Origin of the sequence: Maridesulfovibrio sp., assembly GCF_963677005.1 — a bacterium.
In the GTDB taxonomy this organism is placed as follows: Bacteria; Desulfobacterota; Desulfovibrionia; order Desulfovibrionales; family Desulfovibrionaceae; genus Maridesulfovibrio.
Genome location: NZ_OY781616.1, coordinates 3,833,524 through 3,850,060 on the forward strand (window position 1 = coordinate 3,833,524; position 16,537 = coordinate 3,850,060).

Sequence of the window (16,537 nt, forward strand, 5' to 3'; positions counted from 1 at the left end):
TCCCAAAACCTTTCATTAAGGCTTCGCCGCTTAACATGACAAAAAGTCATATGCATAAATCAAGCATTTCTCAGTTTAACGTACTATTTTAATTCGCTAAAATATTTTGCGAAACCGTAACTCATGTAATATCCCGGCTAATGCCATTCGCACTTCCATCCGGCATACCCTCCTTCGGGAAACAGCTGTATTTTGTATAGTCCGGGGCTTACCGTGATGTGTTCGGAGAGCCCCACGACTTTTTCCTCTACGGTCTGGCCATTTTTGGTCATTATTTTTACGCGGTAACGCTGCTTGCCCTGATTATAGGGATCGGTAAAGCGCAGGGTGGTTCCTGCCACGGTGCTGAGTTCCCATTCCGCGTTATCCTGCGGATGCGCAGGATTCAGACTCCCGTGGGCCAGCCTCCACTGTGCGCCCATGTTGCCCTTTATCCTTTTGGCATAGTTCATTTTGGGTACCGGCTGCCGGGCAGGAGCCGGTGGCGGGGCAGCGGATACAGCGCCGGAAAGACGTGTTCCCCAGACGCGGTTGCCGATCTGATTCTGTCCGTCCAGCCTGTTTCCGTCCTGCGACATGGTCAGGGTGTCCACCCACTTGCCGTTGCTCCAGGTGATGATGAAAGTTCCACGGGACGGATCGGCGCATTTCCAACTGTTTCCTGCTCCCGGCATACGTCCTCCGGCATAGAATTCAGCCACCGAACCGGTGAACCACTTCCACTTGCCTACCAACCGGCTGCATGCGTCAGTTGAAGAACCGTAGGGATCGTTGCCGCCGTACGGAGTATTTCCTGCCCCGTATGGGGTATTGGAGCTCATGGTCGGCGGCGGGGAGAAGCGCAGGCTGGTCACGCTGTTGTAAACCAGATTGCGATACTGCCCGGCAAACTGTTCCGCATATACCCCTATTGCCACCACGGCCCCGCCGTTGGCGTAGGTGTACAGCCCGTAGGCGTGCAGCCTGCTGCCGTTGTAGGTGGAACTGTATTCCCGGAAAATTGCGGGGTGGCCGTCGGCCTGTACGTTGCGGCTGGATATCCTGTTCTGGAAATAGACACCGCCCCGGTTTAGGATCCCCTGTTCCATGCCGTCTGCGATCCTTTGCAGTCCGGGATTGTTGCCTTTTGCCGCGTAGACCTCGACAAATGCGTTGCGGTCCGGGGAAATAACCTGTTTTTTAAGATCGTCCGACAGCCCTTGTGTGTTGGTAGTCCATCCTGTCGGAGTCTGAATCCAGAAATCGTAATTGTCATACGCGCCGGCCCGCAGCGGAAAGGCAACTGCGGCAAGGAAAACAATCAGCAGGGCGGTTGCGAAAAAGACGTTTTTATTCTTCATAGGTCAACCTCCGACTTGTAGATGGATTTCAGAGACTACTTCAGTATAGGCATAAGAATCTTTTTTTTGTCAAATGATATTTCACGGCAGTCGTTTTTGGAGGGGGATGCTGAAACTTGGTGAAAAATTGGTTCACCTTAATATATATTAACATAATAAGGCCCTGTACTTGCTTCTTTTCAGTCAAACCGGAAAACAGGGCAATTTTTGCCTTATCCGACAAAGCATAAGCAGGGAGGTAGACTGTGAGTGTCTCAGCTTTAGGCAGTTCTACTGCCACAAGTTTGTTTTCTATGAATCAGACGAGCATAAAGCGTCCTGAGGATTATGATTCTTCGGAAGACTTTGTAAGCTCTATCATAGGTGACAATGACAGTGATGGCGACGGTCAACTGAGTGTAGATGAGGCCGGTTTTCTTGAGGATATTTTCAGTGAAATAGATGCTGACGGTGATGGTTATCTGTCCCAGGAGGAAATGGTTTCCGATCTGGAGAATCGTCAGCAGCAGATGGCCATGATGGGTCAGATGTCCGTGATGATGCAGGGCGGTGACGGTTCGGACCTGATCGATACGCTCATGAGCGAGCTTGATTCAGATGGTGACAGCCTTATCTCCCAGGAAGAGTCCGGGCTGGATGATGAATTGTTCAGCACTCTGGATACAGACGGGGACGGCAGTATTTCTTCGGAAGAACTGCAGGCCGGCATGACCCCTCCTGATGTAGGAATGGTCTCCGAGGGCGTGGCCAGCGCAAGCAGTTCCGGTTCGTCGGAAAGCTCCTCTTCTTCCAGTGAGTCCGAAGAAGATTACGATGAGTTTGATTACAACAAGGACGGAGTGGTCAGTTTTTCCGAATTGGAGCAGGCTTACGCCAGCGGCGAAACCTCGCTTGAGGATATTGTAGGAAAAAGCAGCGCTAACAATCAGCAGGAAAATGAAAACGGCCAGTCCGGACAATCCGTTCTCCAGCGTATGGCCATGCAGGCATACCAGGAACAGACCGGGGCCATGTATACGGGAGAATCTCTCGGGGCACTTGTCTGATTAATGTAGAGATCAGCATATCAAGCCGTGAAAGGATTCACGGCCCGGCGTATGAATTTTTCAAGCAAAGGAAATATGTCGTGAACAGGGAAGTGTAAAAGGCTTATCCGTAGTTGAGGATAAGCCTTTTGAATTTAAAGAGATTTTTGCAGTATCTCAATCAGCTCGGTTTCAGTCAGTGTAATGGGGTTGCCCTTCATGCTGCTGGCTCTGGAAGCTTTTGCCGCGAGATCCGGGAAATCGTTTTCTTTCAATCCAATTGCAGCCAGTCCCGGAATTTTCAGGTTGGAACAAAGGTTCCGAACCCATTCGACACCGTCTTCCGGGGCAGCGGATTTTATACAGGTGAGAATGCGGGCTGTTTCCGTATAGGCATTGATTGCCGGATTGTTTTTGTCCCGTTCCCTGAGTGCTCGGATATTTATTTCCATGACCTGCGGCAGGAGTGCGGCGCATATGGCCCCGTGCGCTGCACGAAGCTGTCCACCGAGAGGTGCGGCAAATCCGTGTACTGCTCCAAGGCCGGCGTTGGCCAGGGCTGCACCGGATAAGAGCCCGGCCAGAGACATGCTGCTGCGGGCCTCGATATTGTTCCCATGCTTATAGGCTGTACCCAGGGCATCGGCGGCATGGTACATCCCTTCCCTGCACAGGGGAGAGGTCATGGGCGATGCGAATCTGGAGACAAATGATTCCATCAACTGGGTGAGGGCGTCCAGCCCCGTTGCCGCGGTCACTTCCGGCGGCATGCTCAGGGTGAGTTCCGGGTCCACGATTGCGAGGTCGGGGATCATGTACATGGAGCGCATGCTTATTTTTACCCCGTGTTCGGGACTCAGCAGCACTGCGTTGGCCGTTACCTCCGATCCGGTTCCGGCGGTTGTCGGGGCTGCTATGAGCGGAGCCGGTCTGTTTTCCAGCGGAAGCCCCTTGCCGACCACTTCCAGATAATCAAGCACATCCCTCTTGTTCGGCAGCAGCGCGGCAATTGCCTTGCCTGCGTCAAGAACGCTTCCGCCGCCGACAGCCACAACCATGTCACAACCTTCTGCGCGTGCTTTTGTCGCACATTCGGATATGAACCCCGTTTCAGGTTCTCCGGATACGGGAATCACCGTCCGGTAAACTCCCCTGGCGGAAAGGCTGTCCTGCAGCCACTGCAACCTGTCCGGGTTGTGGCCGGTTACCAGGCATACTTTTTTGCCCATTTCCGAAACATGGTCGGGGATGGCTTTGGCCGATCCCGGCCCGAATATGATTTTCTGAGCTGTGGAAAATTGGAATTGCATGGGATAATGAAACTCCGGTCTGCCTGTGCGGCAGGGTTGTGGATACCGGCATCGGTTTTATCCGGCAGGTCCTTTCAGGGATGGAAATTATTTTTCCATATACTCACGCAGAGCACGGCTCAACTGGTCCGGGCAGGATGTGGTCTTTCTGCCACAGGTTATACCGGAGAGAGTCTCGATTATCTTTTCCAGTTCCATGCCGGTGACGAGGGCGGAAATGCCCTTGAGGTTACCGTCGCAGCCTCCGGTGAAGTGCACATAGGACAATTTCCCGTCCGTAACAGTGAAACGGATCAGTTTGGAGCATACGCCCTTGGGGGTGAAAGTTTCGGTTCCGTTCTGCAGATCTGTTCTGCCCAGGGATGACATCATGGTGGGCTCAAGAGTGATATTTTCCATTTTAGGTCCTTTGGTTATTGATTCGAAACGGCCCGTGAATTCTTTGGCGGGAGTTTTGCCGTGAGTGAGTCGGCTTCTTTTTTGATCATGAAATCAACCTGCGGTCAAGATTGCGGACATTCATAATTAAGTCTGATACGGCATAATTTGCTAGTTGGCAAAAAAAGAAATTTTAATAGTGCACAGGAAATGATATGGGGGAAGCCAGTGAGTGGAATCGTATAGACATTGAAAAAGGGAGCAAGTCAAGTGGTGGAAGCAGATCCCGGCCTGTCTGATGCCGGTAATTTCCCGGCAAGGATGCAGGTGGAAGTGACTACACGGTGCAATATGAATTGTTCTATGTGCGTGAAGTATGCCCCGGACAGCCTTATCAGGGAGGCTGACCTTGAATTCGAGTTGTTCAAAAAACTAGGTCCGGGCCTGAAGCATTGTGAGATGCTGGTCCTCAACGGCATAGGTGAACCGCTGCTGCATCCGCAACTTACGGACATGGCCGCTTTTGCCCGGTCTCATATGCCGGAAAAGGGCCGGATAGGCTTTCAGACCAATGCGCTGCTTTTGACCGAAAGGTCGGCAGATGATCTGGTGGAAGCCGGGGTGGACACATTCTGCGTTTCCGTGGATTCTCTTGATTCTGAAAGCAGTGTCTGCACGGAACTGCACGGCCAGTGCAGCGTGGACAGGCTGGCACGCAGTTTCGGACTGCTGCGTTCAGCTGCGGACAAGAAGGGGAAACGAATTCATACCGGGGTCGAATTCGTTCTTATGAAAGATACTTACAGACAACTCCCGTCCGTAATCGAGTGGGCTGCGGAGCAGGGGGCCGAGTTCGTTATCTGTTCGCACATGCTTGCTTATGCCGCCGGCTTGCAGGATCAGTCTCTTTTCAATCCAAATACCGCCGCTGCGACTGCGGTTTTCGATAGGTGGCAGGCCAAGGCGCGGGAAATAGGGATGGACCTTCACGAGTATTTCGATGTCCTCTGGAAAAGAAGAAAGCCCGAACAGCGCAAAGACTATCTCGCTTTGGGAAATATGATGCGTGCGGAGGCAACCGGAGACGGAATCTGGCTGCATCTGGCAAGTCTGCTGGAGTGGGACAGGAAAATCCGCTCCGATGAATACGCTGATGTCCGGCAAGTCTATGAGGAGTCTGCCCGTATAGCCGGGAAGCTGGGACTGGAACTGCACCTCCCCCCGCTGATGGCGACTGATGAACTTAGGTGTGCTTTTGTGGAAGATGGAGCGGTTTTCGTCACTTCCGAAGGCGATGTTAGCCCATGCCAGTTTTTATGGCACGGATATACCTGTTATCTGGACGGAAACGAAAAAGTTATCAGGCCTCGGGTTTTCGGAAATCTTGCGGACCGGGAACTGCTGGATATCTGGCGTTCCGCGGAATATTCAGAGTTCCGCAATGATGTTCTGGCCTATGAATATCCGTACTGTTCGAACTGCCCGATGGTGCCTTGCGATGATATTGTCGGCAGGGATTTTGAATTTGAATGCGATTGTTTCGGGGTCAGAGTTCCTTGCGGGCACTGCCCGTGGTCCATGGGCGGGCTGAAATGTCTGCTCTGATGACCGGCCTGTTCTGATCTGATCGGGATAGGAATGCTGCTTAAAACCGGGAGCGGAGAAGCTTTGTGCTTTTCCGCTCCCGATTTTTTATGATCAACTGTCTTTTGTCCGCAAGTCCGGGGCCGGCTGTTATTCTCTGGAAGCCATATCTGTTACGTAGAGTTCAACTTCCTTGGATTTCATAAGGTCCTGGAACACCTGAGGAGGCTTGCGGTCGGTGAATATTGCATCTATCTCGGAAAGGTCGGCGATGCGGACCATGGCGTTCCTGTTGAACTTGGTGTGGTCGGTAACCAGAAATATGTTCCGGGCATTGTTGATGATTTCGCGGGCTACACGGACTTCGTGGTAATCGTAGTCCAGCAGGGTTCCGTCCTCGTCAATACCGGATACGCCTATAATTCCGTAATCCACCTTGAACTGTTTGATGAATTCCACGGTGGCTTCACCGGTTACACCCTTGTCCCGCTGGCGGACCATGCCGCCTGCAACGATCACTTCACAGTCGTTTTCGCTCATGGTCAGAGCTACATTGAGATTGTTGGTTATCACGCGCAGGGACTTGTGCCCGGAAAGTGCTTTGGCCACCTCTTCGGTGGTAGTTCCCAGGTTTATGAACAGTGATGCCCGGTCCGGAATAAGCTTGGCCACCATTTCAGCGATAAGCCTTTTTTCCTGATGCAGGATATTCCGTCTGGCGCTGTAGTCCACGTTTTCAACACTGGAGGCCCTTCCTGCTCCGCCATGAAAACGCTGCAGCAGCTTGTATTTGCACAGCTTGTTGATGTCTCGCCGAATCGTCTGGGGCGTCACTTCAAAGTGCTGGGCCAGAGTTTCGATGGGGGCGAATCCGCGCTCATTGACGATATCAAAAATTTCGCGCTGTCTTCTGGACAAGGCGTCGAGGTTGAATTTTGTACCCTTCGTCTTTTTGGGTTTTATCTGATCAGCCAAAATGACCGTCTCCTTTCTAATATGAACAAGTCCGCATGAATCATACGGACTTTGTTTTCGACATAATGTTTTCAAATCGACCAAAATGCTTCATTTAAGTATGAAGGCGAAAAAAAACTACCCATGCAATTTTTATTATCTAGCAGGTCAACTCCTGTCAGGCAAGGCAAACTCTGCAATGGATCAAAAATCCGGGGTGCATCAGTCCTTTTTTTCGGCTATAATCAGCGTTCAGTTGTAACCGAATCTTATGTATTCAGCACCTGTTTTTTAAGTTAATTGCCTGTAAAATAGTGATTTTTCTGCGCTGACAGCGGAAAGTGTTTTCTATTTAAAATCATAAAGGTTCGTTTTTGTTTGGTTTTATAAAAAATATTCAAATGCGAAAATATTTTCTTGTCATTTTGTTTTCAGTATGTCACATTTTGATCAAAAGCGAAACGTAGCAGGGCAAGGATGTGGGCTCTCTGCGATTTGCCTGTAAGCATTAATTGGGGTGGGAGTCGTAACTGCACGGGATTGCAGTTTAAAGAGGCCGATTCCTGTTTGTATAATAATTTTGTCCGGCGGAAGCGGCCGGAGAGAGGGTGGGTGTTGTTATGAAGCGTTCAGATATTATCCAGCAGGTGGAAGACAGTTCGAAAGTTTGGGATTTCATTATCATCGGCGGCGGTGCGACTGGTCTCGGCTCCGGACTTGATGCTGCCGCCCGCGGATATTCCGTGCTGCTGCTCGAACAGGGCGACTTTGCCGAAGCTACTTCCAGCCGCAGTACCAAGATGGTTCACGGCGGTGTAAGGTATCTTGCACAGGGCAACATTTCCCTGGTCATGGAAGCACTGCACGAACGCGGCATTCTCAAGCAGAACGCCCCGCACATGTGCTACAACCAGAAGTTCATTGTCCCCGACTATAAGTGGTGGGGGCTGCCTTACTACGGCATCGGTCTCAAATGTTACGACATGCTTGCCCGTAAATACAGCTTCGGTCCTTCTCAGATCTACTCCAAGGGTTCCGTAGTCAAAGAGGTTCCCGGCGTCCTGACCAAGAAACTCAAGGGCGGGGTAACCTACCACGACGGTCAGTTCGACGATGCCCGTCTGGCGCTTACTATTGCCCGCACAATGAGCGATTTCGGAGGCTGTCCTCTCAACTATGCCCGCGTGAACGGCCTGATCAAAACCTCCACCGGATATGTCTGCGGCGTTGAGGCCGAAGACACTCTTTCCGGCAAGTCCTATGAACTCAAGGCCAAGGCCGTGATCAATGCCACCGGTATCTTTACCGATGACATCATGAACATGGACAACCCCGCGCACAAGAAGCTCATCGCCCCCAGTCAGGGGATTCATATCGTCATCGACCGCGAATTCCTCGGCGGCGACACCGGGATCATGATCCCCAAGACCGATGACGGTCGCGTAATTTTCTTTGTTCCCTGGCATGGAAAGGTTGTAGTCGGAACCACAGACACTGCTCTTGATTCCGTATGCATGGAGCCCAAGCCTCTGGATGAGGAAATAGATTTTCTCGTCGAGCACTCGGCCCGTTTCCTTTCCAAGGCGCCGACCCGTGCCGATGTCCACAGTGTTTTCACCGGTATCAGGCCGCTTATCGCTGCCGGTGACGGGGAATCCACCTCCGCGCTTTCCAGAGACCATTACCTCACTGTTTCTCCCAACAAGCTGCTGACCATAGCAGGCGGAAAGTGGACCACCTACAGACATATGGCTGAAGACTGCATAGACAACGCCATCCAGATGGGCGGGCTGCCTTTCCGTCCCTCTCCTACTCAGAATGTTAAGCTGCACGGGTACACCGAAGATTTCGACCACAACGACCATATGCATGTTTACGGAAGCGAGGCCTCGGAAATAATGGCCCTCGCTGAAGAGTATCCCGAACTCGACCAGCGCATGCACCCGGACCTTCCCTACTCCTGGCTGGAAGTTGTGTGGTCTGCCCGCAATGAATGGGCGTACAATGTCTCCGATGCCCTTGCCCGGAGAACCAGAGCTCTGATCATCAATGCCAAGGCTGCGGCTGAAGTCGCTCCTAAATGCGCTGAAATAATGGCTGCCGAGCTCGGCAAGGACGCAGAGTGGGTCAAGGAGCAGAGCGAAAAATTCGCCGCTTTGGCCGAAAACTATATTGTACGGTAATAATCAGGCTTTCGTTACGGCTGGGTAGCGGATAAGCATTCTGCTGCCTCCTTTTGCCGTATCGCGCCAGTCTCCTCAGCCCCCTTGTGGCAAAAGACTGCCCTTTTGCCACAAGGCGGACGCTGAAAATATTATGGGTGTATAAGCTGGACCGGGCTAATTCCCTGCACAGTGGCTGCTGCCGCTGTATGCTTTACTCCCGAAAATGAATTTCTCCAAAGAGCGACGGAAGCTTCCCTCTTCCGTCAACCCCTTCCCTTTGCCGTCGGTTACCTGGGCCGGCGGCTTTTCTTTTTGTCTTTATACTGTGTGCGGATTCGCACAGATTTCACCCTTCCGCGTCAACTCAGGTTGACAATGCATCATCTCTAAATTTTTTTTCGTTTGTGAAAAATAATACTTAGCAGTTTTTTATCTTTTTTACGCGGATATGTTTCTGCACCGTATGTTCGTAAGTTCTGATTTGTTTGGTATATGCTCATTCGAGAGAAGAAAGTCCCTGCATGCCGTTCAACTCTGAGATTCCTGCTGAATTGCACGCAACCGGTTAAAATCAGGATTTATTTACTAAAGCGAAACACTCCTTTTGAAGTTTATTTTCAAATTCGAACATTAGGGGTTGATTTTTTGGCTTTTACAAAATAGTGTCACCTCATAGGAAATGGAAAAGTGTCGGGTGTCTCCGGCGCGAGGTGGTATTCGTTTCCGAAAAGAAACGGATTTGTTGTTAACTGCTTTAAGAGATGTGGGAGTGATTGATTATGAGTCCTTTTTTAGGCGAACTGATTGGTACGATGATTCTTACTCTTTTCGGTTGCGGCGTTGTTGCCAACGTTGTTCTTGAAAAATCCAAGGGTCAGAACGGCGGCTGGATTGTTATCACCATGGGGTGGGGATTTGCTGTAGCATTTGCGGTTTATGTTGCAGGTAAATACTCTGGTGCACACATCAACCCCGCAGTAACCCTCGGACTGGCCGCAGGCGGATATTTCCCCTGGGCAAGTGTTCCCGTTTATCTTGCCGGACAGATGATCGGCGGCTTCATCGGTGCTGTACTCTGCTACTTCACCTACAAATGCCACTGGGAACCCACTGAAGATGCAGGTGCAAAACTGGCTGTTTTCTCCACCGGACCTGCCATCCCCTGCACTGCAGAAAACTTTCTCTGCGAATTTATAGGCACCTTCTTTCTGGTCTTCATCCTTCTGGGTATCGGTGCCAACGAATTCTCCAAAGGTCTTAACCCCCTTATTGTCGGTTTCTTCATCGTATCCATCGGCCTCTCTCTCGGTGGCCCCACCGGATACGCTATCAACCCTGCCCGTGACCTTGCTCCCCGTATCGCTCATGCTCTTCTGCCCATTCCCGGCAAAGGCGGCAGCGACTGGGGATATGCCTGGATTCCGGTTGTAGCACCCATCTGCGGCGGTGTTGCAGGCGCTCTGGTTTACAAGGCTATCGTCGGCTAAGCGAAGCGACAGGTTTAATAGAGTAAACAAGCTTACAATACGGAGGGTGAAGCTCTGCTTTGCCCTCACTAACAAAGATTTAGGGGAAATTTAAAAATGGAAAAGAAATACGTTCTTTCTATCGATCAGGGTACTACCAGCTCTCGCGCAATCATCTTCAACAAAGGCGGCGAGATTGTTAAAGTAACCCAGAAAGAATTTACCCAGATTTTTCCCAATCCGGGCTGGGTTGAACACGATGCAATGGAAATCTGGTCTTCCGTCCAGTCCGTAGTTGCAGAAGCCCTGTCTGACGTTCCTGCCGAAGAAATCGCCGCCATCGGTATCACCAACCAGCGTGAAACCACCGTTGTGTGGGATAAGAACACCGGCAAACCCGTATACAACGCAATCGTATGGCAGTCCCGCCAGACCATGGATATATGCAACGATCTGAAAGGCAAAGGCCTTGATCCCATGGTTCGTGAAAAGACCGGTCTGCTCATTGATGCATACTTCTCCGGTACCAAGGTAAAATGGATTCTCGATAACGTTGAAGGCGCCCGCGAAAAAGCCGAAAAGGGCGATCTTCTTTTCGGTACCATCGACACCTGGCTGGTATGGAAGCTTACCGGCGGCGAAGTTCATGTAACCGATTACACCAACGCTTCCCGTACCCTGATGTACAACATCCACGACCTCAAGTGGGATGAAGAAATTCTCGGACACCTGACTGTCCCTGCTTCCATGCTTCCCGAAGTCAAACCTTCTTCCGAAGTATACGGCAACACCCACAAGGATGCTTTCCAGGGTCTGGAAATCCCCATCTCCGGTATGGCCGGTGACCAGCAGGCCGCTCTGTTCGGACAGGCATGCTTTGAAGAAGGTATGGCCAAGAACACCTACGGAACCGGTTGCTTCATGCTCATGAACACCGGCGAAAAGGCTGTTCCTTCCAAAAACGGTCTGCTCACAACCATCGCATGGGGCGTTGACGGCAAAGTTGAATACGCTCTTGAAGGTTCCATCTTTGTTGCCGGTTCCGCTATCCAGTGGCTGCGTGACGGAATGAGAATGTTCCGTGAAGCAAAGGATTCCGAACTTTACGCAACCCGCGTACAGGGTACTGACGGAGTTTACATGGTTCCCGCATTCGTAGGTCTCGGTGCTCCTTACTGGAACTCCGAAGTTCGCGGTGCCGTATTCGGCCTTACCCGCGGAACCACCAAGGAACACTTCGTACGTGCCACCCTTGAATCCCTCTGCTACCAGACCAAGGACGTTCTTTCCGCAATGGAAGCTGACTCCGGTATCTCTCTGGCAAAACTCCGCGTTGACGGCGGCGCAGTTGCCAACGACCTGATGCTTCAGATTCAGTCCGACGTCCTCGGCGTACCTGTTGAACGTCCCCTGTGCATTGAAACCACAGCACTCGGTGCAGCATACCTCGCAGGTCTGGCTGTAGGTTTCTGGTCTGATAAGAGCGACATCAAAAAGAACTTCGGTATCGACCGCGAATTCGATCCCAAAATGGCTGCTGAAGATTCCGCCAAACTGTACGAAGGATGGCAGAAGGCTGTTGAAGCAACCATGGCTTTCAAATAAGACAATGCAGCACAGCTGCTGTATCTCACTGTAAACGAAAAGGGCGCCCACGGCGCCCTTTTTGTGTTGAATCTTATAAGAAGTAATATGATGCGCTTCGCGCTTTTTGTGATTTGATTTAGCCTCCGGCGGCCAAAAGGCCCGCGGCCCTTTGGAATCCCGAGTTGTCTTGATTCATTGCGGATTTGAAGGATCATGGCAGTAACTCTGTTGTGCCTGATTCTGTGGTCGTACGTAACCCGTCTGTTTATGAAATATTATTGGGCTCTTCGGATTCCGCAAAAAGATATTTTTTTGGGTTGTTCGCCGGAGTTTTCTCCGCGTTCTTATTGTGCTGTATCTATTTTTTTGACCGCATCAGCTATAAGTGAGCGCGCAGCTTCAAGCACTGCTTCAATTTCATCGGCAGTGGCATCATCAAGATGTATCCCGCATGAAACAGTGACTGTTGATCCTGATTTTACTGCCAGAGCATGTGCTGCCTCACGAGCCAGCCCATCATCCCTGTGTCCTGTAACGGTCAGCGTAGACACCGATGCATACGTTTTATCGGTTCGATGCTTCTCCGTGTACGGCACAGCCAGGGCAACGGCTCCGATATGCGGAGTATCGCCTCCGCTAAACGAGACGCACAGGTCCCTGCCCATGGCCTCGATATTCATCCTGATGATGAAGCGCGGAGTTCGTTTTTCGAAAGTGAGCATTTGTTTTTCGCAGAGCAGAGCCCTTTATATCAGCCCAGACCTATGCCGGGAGTCATCTGCTTACCTGTCAGCGGTGTTTCGTAACCCCCGAGTTCACTGATGGCTTTTTTTACTTCATCTGTTCTGATCAGGTCTATCAGGGCTTTTATCCTGTAATCATCGATGAATCTTTCCGGTATGACCAGATCGTACCGCTCATGGGCCAGGGGAACGAAATCAAGATCCAGCGCCTTTGCAGCAGCGTAGATACCGAGCCCGCAGTCTGCCGCCCCGGTAAGAACGTTTGCGGCAACACTCATGTGAGTGAATTCTTCGCGGTCATATCCTGATATGTCCTGCGGTTTGAGACCGGATTTGTTCATGTGATAGTCAAAAAGGATTCTGGTGCCTGCTCCGCGCTGTCTATTGATGAAGTTGACCCCGGTGCCGCCCAGAGATTCGATGCCGGTTATACCTTTCGGATTGCCCTTAGGGACAATGAAGCCCTGATGGCGTATGGCAAGGTTGATGACAGTCACCTTTATTCCGGGCAGGTACTTTTCAAGAAATGGAAAGTTGAAGTCTCCGGATTCCGGGTCGAAAAGATGGGCTCCGGCAAACAGGGCCATTTCGTTTTTCAGCGCAGTAAGGCCGCCCATTGAGCCTGCATGGGTGGAAACAAGGCGCAGGGGTGTGTCTGAGCCCATGAGCAGGTCGCCTAGCAGGTCCAGTGTGTTATCGTGGCTGCCTACGTGCATGAGCACTTTGTCCAGACCGGACCGTTTGGAAAACAGTTCCACCGGGATGGAATCGCCCATTTCCACACCTTCACTTTCAGCCGGTATGCGGGTGAATCCCTGAGCCTTGGTCAGGGTTGTGATCATCCCTGCTCCGCGTGAAAGAGGTACGCCGATGTATTCGCTGCCTACCCTACCGACCGCCAGACGGACTATTTCTTCCTGTCCCGGTTTTGAGGGGGTGCGTCTGGCCATGCGGACCGACACCCTGTTCCGTTCCGGTCTGTATTTGCCGGAAAGCCATGAAATTACTGGGGTAAGAATATCCTCAAAGCAGACGACAGCGCTTACCGGGTATCCCGGTGCACCTACCAGCAGGCGGCCTTGTGCCGTGCCTACCACAGTCGGCTTGCCGGGCATTACGGCTATTCCGTGAACCAGTACCTGACCCAGTTCCTGAAAGACCTTACGGGTAAAGTCCTTGCTCCCGGCGGATGATCCTGCCCCCACAACAACTACGTGCGAATCTTTGAGGGCGGCGGAAACAGCTTTCAGGAGCTTGTCCTCCCTGTCGCGGACAGGGGCAACTGCCTTGAATTCTATATCCAGACCTGCCGCAAGCCCTTTGAACACCTGTGAATTGGATTCGATTACTTCGCCGGCCTTCGGAGTGGGGCGGTCGGCAAAAGGAAGAACTTCGTCCCCGGTAGGAATGAAGGTCATCCGTATTTTTTCGTAGACCAGTATGTCGTAAATGCCTGCGGACAGAAGGGCGCCGATATCGAATGGCGAAATGGTGTGGTTGCGCGGCAGGAGCATTTCCGTGGCCACGATGTCTTCGCCGATGCGCCTGACGTGCTGCCATGGAAAAGATGGGCTTTCGATGGTAATGAAATCTCCGGCATCGACCACATTTTCGATCATTATGACTGCATCCATGCCGTCCGGCAGGGGATTGCCGGTGTTGACGGCAACGCAGTCGGAGCCTTTCGTCAGGCTGACCGGATTTCCTTCACGCGCCGAAAAAGTGTTTTCACTTTTAACCGCGAATCCGTCCATGGCCGCGGAATGGTATGTCGGAGATGAGCAGCGGGCTGTTATGGCCTCGGCAGTGACCCTGTTCAGTGCTTCGTGGACGGGGATGGTTTCAGTCTTGACCAGTTCATCACGGTCCAGGGCGGAGATGGCTGTAGCAACCGCCTCGCCGGCCGGTATAGTCTTCAGGTAGATATTACGATCAGTCATTAGTCTATCCTTTTATGGATTATACTTTGCTGTCCTTGGTTCCGGCTGTGGCTCGGTTCTTCCGGGTCATATCATCCAGATCTGGACACTCCTGCCGGAATAGTAGCCCTCGGTGTCTGCCGGAATGATCATCAGCCCATCGGCCTGAATCATGGTTTTAAGCAGTCCTGATTTACCGTAGATAGGTTGGGCCAGGGGCAGTTCATTGCTTCTTTCCGTAAGCCTTACCCGTATGTAATCTTCCCTACCGGGTTTGGAGACGGTGTTTCTGGCGAGTTCGGCCATGACCACCGGGCGTCCTGATGTGGAAAACGCGTCAGTCTGGCCCATCAGATGGCGTATGAAGGGGGCAACCAGCGCGAGCATGACAACCTGTACCGATGTGACCTGCCCCGGCAGTCCCATGATAGGTTTTTCGCCGGATCTTCCGAGTATGGTCGGTTTGCCCGGGCTTATGGCAACACCGTGAGCCAGAATTTCCGACTCGGGCATTGATTCGATGGCCCGGACGGTCAGGTCGCGCATGCCGACGGAGCTTCCGCCGGAAAGGAGCACCAGATCGTTTTCGGCAACAGCCCGGGCCAGCGTGCTTTCCAGCTTGTCCAGTTCATCGCGCACAATACCGTAATTCACCGGTATTCCGCCGGCCTGTGAAACAAGACAGCGCAGGGTATGCGAGTTCACATCCCTGATGGTGCCGGGTTTTGGCGGTGCGGTGATTTCCATCAGTTCATCGCCGGTGGAAATGATTCCGACTTTCGGCCTTTTGTGCACAGGTATTGATCCGATTCCCAGTGCCGCAAGGAGCCCCACGTCCTGAAAGCGAATCCGGTGGCCTGCCTTGAAAATCAATTCATCTTTGGCAGCATCTTCGCCCCGGAGCATAGTGTGATCTCCCGGTGCTGAAGATTTGCGTATTTCAATCGTACCGGCCCCCAGATCCTGCGTGTGTTCCACCATCACTACGGCATCGGCACCGTCCGGGAGGGACCCTCCGGTTGGAATAGCTGCGCACTCTCCGGGGTTCAGGGTGAAATCCGGCTTCTCGTTGACCCTGAGTTCCGCACGGCATTCAAGATAGGCCGGGTTTGATTCTCCTGCCCCGAAAGCGTCACGGGCATTTACCGCATAGCCGTCCATGCAGGACCTGCTGACCGGGGGCAGGTCTTCCGGGGAAACGATGTCTTCCCCCAGAACCATCCCGAAAGCATCCGAGATGGTTGAAGCTTTTGTTCCGGTAGATCTGAAATTCATTAACAGGGTCTGGAATTCATCCCTGCTGATAATCTTGAAAAATTCGTGATTCATCAATCTAGCTGCCGCTTTTTATTTTGATTTCAATATCACCTGGAACAAACCCCTTGAGCTGGCGGAGCATTGCGGTGATTCCTGCTGAAAGGATATCGGATACGAATGGGTTGAATCCCAGTTCACTGCCGTTGCAGGTTACGCTCATGCTTCCGGCCTTGGCCTGACAGCCGGAAACACGGGCCTTTCCGGCAATGATGTCGGCCACGAAATCCATGCAGAATTCCCTTCCGCAGGCTCCGCAGTTGAGTCCCGGCAGAATAAAGCCTTTTTCCAGTACAAGGTCGGCAAGTTTTTCTATCTCCGCCGGGGACGGGGGTGTCTCGCGGGTGCAGGCAGGCATTTGTTTCAAGGCAAGTTCCGGGTAGAACTCCTTGTCATCGTTGTCCTCGCGGACCATAATTATCCTGGGAAGCCAGCCTACTTTGTTGCCGCCTTCCATGACTATCACGTCCACATCCATCAGCGGAATCATGTCCTGCACAGTACGCTCCGCAGCCCATGAGACAAAAGACTGGGAAGGGGAGTATGCTGCTACTGCGGAGGCAATCGCTTTGTACTCTTCCGTGTCGGCTCCTTCGATTCCGTCGAATCCGTGGTGTGAATGTTTGACCACGCCGACCTTCAGTCCCCGGTCGGTAAGGCATTTGACCAACGCCAGTCCGACAGTTGTTTTTCCGGTTTTCTTTTTTCCGACAATGGAGATAGCTTTCATATTTTTTCCTGCTGCCTGTTCT

At 52.0% G+C, this 16,537-nt stretch carries 13 protein-coding genes; 5 read left to right on the top strand and 8 right to left on the bottom strand.

The genetic code is table 11. The features are described from left to right. Positions 1 to 137: 137 nt before the first annotated feature. Complete coding sequence (locus ACKU4E_RS16870; RefSeq protein ID WP_320172242.1) at positions 138 to 1,340, bottom strand: hypothetical protein; 1,203 nt, start codon at positions 1,338 to 1,340, stop codon at positions 138 to 140. Between the two features lie 293 nt (positions 1,341 to 1,633). On the opposite strand from ACKU4E_RS16870, the gene ACKU4E_RS16875 reads away from it, so the two are divergent. Further along, the gene (locus ACKU4E_RS16875) at positions 1,634 to 2,386 is read left to right on the top strand and encodes an EF-hand domain-containing protein (RefSeq protein ID WP_320172243.1); all 753 of its coding nucleotides are present in this window, start codon (positions 1,634 to 1,636) and stop codon (positions 2,384 to 2,386) included. A gap of 134 nt (positions 2,387 to 2,520) precedes the next feature. On the opposite strand, the gene ACKU4E_RS16880 is transcribed toward ACKU4E_RS16875, so the two are convergent. Together ACKU4E_RS16880 and ACKU4E_RS16885 are read right to left on the bottom strand one after the other, a co-directional pair. Further along, positions 2,521 to 3,675: an iron-containing alcohol dehydrogenase gene (locus tag ACKU4E_RS16880; RefSeq protein ID WP_320172244.1), complete on the bottom strand. Its 1,155-nt coding sequence runs from the start codon at positions 3,673 to 3,675 to the stop codon at positions 2,521 to 2,523. Between the two features lie 87 nt (positions 3,676 to 3,762). Next, positions 3,763 to 4,074, bottom strand: a complete 312-nt coding sequence (locus tag ACKU4E_RS16885) for a TIGR03905 family TSCPD domain-containing protein (protein WP_320172245.1) — start codon at positions 4,072 to 4,074, stop codon at positions 3,763 to 3,765. 249 nt (positions 4,075 to 4,323) lie between these two features. Between ACKU4E_RS16885 and ACKU4E_RS16890 the strand changes: the two genes are divergently transcribed. After that, positions 4,324 to 5,658 (top strand): radical SAM/SPASM family putative metalloenzyme maturase, encoded by a 1,335-nt coding sequence (locus tag ACKU4E_RS16890; RefSeq protein ID WP_320172246.1) that lies wholly within the window; start codon positions 4,324 to 4,326, stop codon positions 5,656 to 5,658. A gap of 129 nt (positions 5,659 to 5,787) precedes the next feature. Here the strand turns inward: ACKU4E_RS16890 and ACKU4E_RS16895 are convergent, their stop codons facing one another. Beyond that, positions 5,788 to 6,555: a DeoR/GlpR family DNA-binding transcription regulator gene (locus ACKU4E_RS16895; protein ID WP_407944134.1), complete on the bottom strand. Its 768-nt coding sequence runs from the start codon at positions 6,553 to 6,555 to the stop codon at positions 5,788 to 5,790. Positions 6,556 to 7,211: 656 nt separating this feature from the next. Here ACKU4E_RS16895 and ACKU4E_RS16900 point away from each other — a divergent pair. The 3 genes from ACKU4E_RS16900 to glpK all read left to right on the top strand — a co-directional run bounded on the left by ACKU4E_RS16900 (position 7,212) and on the right by glpK (position 11,827). Continuing rightward, positions 7,212 to 8,774, top strand: coding sequence for a glycerol-3-phosphate dehydrogenase/oxidase (locus ACKU4E_RS16900; RefSeq protein WP_320172248.1), 1,563 nt, complete (start codon positions 7,212 to 7,214; stop codon positions 8,772 to 8,774). A gap of 761 nt (positions 8,775 to 9,535) precedes the next feature. Continuing rightward, complete coding sequence (locus ACKU4E_RS16905; protein WP_320172249.1) at positions 9,536 to 10,243, top strand: MIP/aquaporin family protein; 708 nt, start codon at positions 9,536 to 9,538, stop codon at positions 10,241 to 10,243. Positions 10,244 to 10,339: 96 nt separating this feature from the next. Next, a complete protein-coding gene (gene glpK, locus ACKU4E_RS16910) occupies positions 10,340 to 11,827 on the top strand; it encodes a glycerol kinase GlpK (protein WP_320172250.1) in 1,488 nt (495 codons plus the stop codon). 326 nt (positions 11,828 to 12,153) lie between these two features. Here the strand turns inward: glpK and ACKU4E_RS16915 are convergent, their stop codons facing one another. From ACKU4E_RS16915 to ACKU4E_RS16930, 4 genes are all read right to left on the bottom strand, one after another. Further along, positions 12,154 to 12,531, bottom strand: coding sequence for a hypothetical protein (locus ACKU4E_RS16915; RefSeq protein ID WP_320172251.1), 378 nt, complete (start codon positions 12,529 to 12,531; stop codon positions 12,154 to 12,156). A gap of 29 nt (positions 12,532 to 12,560) precedes the next feature. Beyond that, on the bottom strand, positions 12,561 to 14,492 hold the full coding sequence (locus ACKU4E_RS16920; protein WP_320172252.1) for a molybdopterin biosynthesis protein: 1,932 nt from the start codon (positions 14,490 to 14,492) through the stop codon (positions 12,561 to 12,563). A gap of 66 nt (positions 14,493 to 14,558) precedes the next feature. Continuing rightward, positions 14,559 to 15,800, bottom strand: coding sequence for a gephyrin-like molybdotransferase Glp (glp, locus tag ACKU4E_RS16925; protein WP_320172253.1), 1,242 nt, complete (start codon positions 15,798 to 15,800; stop codon positions 14,559 to 14,561). A gap of 4 nt (positions 15,801 to 15,804) precedes the next feature. Beyond that, the gene (locus ACKU4E_RS16930) at positions 15,805 to 16,515 is read right to left on the bottom strand and encodes a molybdopterin-guanine dinucleotide biosynthesis protein MobB (RefSeq protein ID WP_320172254.1); all 711 of its coding nucleotides are present in this window, start codon (positions 16,513 to 16,515) and stop codon (positions 15,805 to 15,807) included. Between the last annotated feature and the right edge of the window lie 22 nt (positions 16,516 to 16,537).

Coding starts and splice junctions, on each gene's coding strand:
- ACKU4E_RS16870 (WP_320172242.1), bottom strand. CDS start 1,340: ATGAAGAATAAAAACGTCTTTTTCGCAACCGCCCTGCTGATTGTTTTC.
- ACKU4E_RS16875 (WP_320172243.1), top strand. CDS start 1,634: ATGAATCAGACGAGCATAAAGCGTCCTGAGGATTATGATTCTTCGGAA.
- ACKU4E_RS16880 (WP_320172244.1), bottom strand. CDS start 3,675: ATGCAATTCCAATTTTCCACAGCTCAGAAAATCATATTCGGGCCGGGA.
- ACKU4E_RS16885 (WP_320172245.1), bottom strand. CDS start 4,074: ATGGAAAATATCACTCTTGAGCCCACCATGATGTCATCCCTGGGCAGA.
- ACKU4E_RS16900 (WP_320172248.1), top strand. CDS start 7,212: ATGAAGCGTTCAGATATTATCCAGCAGGTGGAAGACAGTTCGAAAGTT.
- ACKU4E_RS16905 (WP_320172249.1), top strand. CDS start 9,536: ATGAGTCCTTTTTTAGGCGAACTGATTGGTACGATGATTCTTACTCTT.
- glpK (WP_320172250.1), top strand. CDS start 10,340: ATGGAAAAGAAATACGTTCTTTCTATCGATCAGGGTACTACCAGCTCT.
- ACKU4E_RS16915 (WP_320172251.1), bottom strand. CDS start 12,531: ATGCTCACTTTCGAAAAACGAACTCCGCGCTTCATCATCAGGATGAAT.
- ACKU4E_RS16920 (WP_320172252.1), bottom strand. CDS start 14,492: ATGACTGATCGTAATATCTACCTGAAGACTATACCGGCCGGCGAGGCG.
- glp (WP_320172253.1), bottom strand. CDS start 15,800: ATGAATCACGAATTTTTCAAGATTATCAGCAGGGATGAATTCCAGACC.
- ACKU4E_RS16930 (WP_320172254.1), bottom strand. CDS start 16,515: ATGAAAGCTATCTCCATTGTCGGAAAAAAGAAAACCGGAAAAACAACT.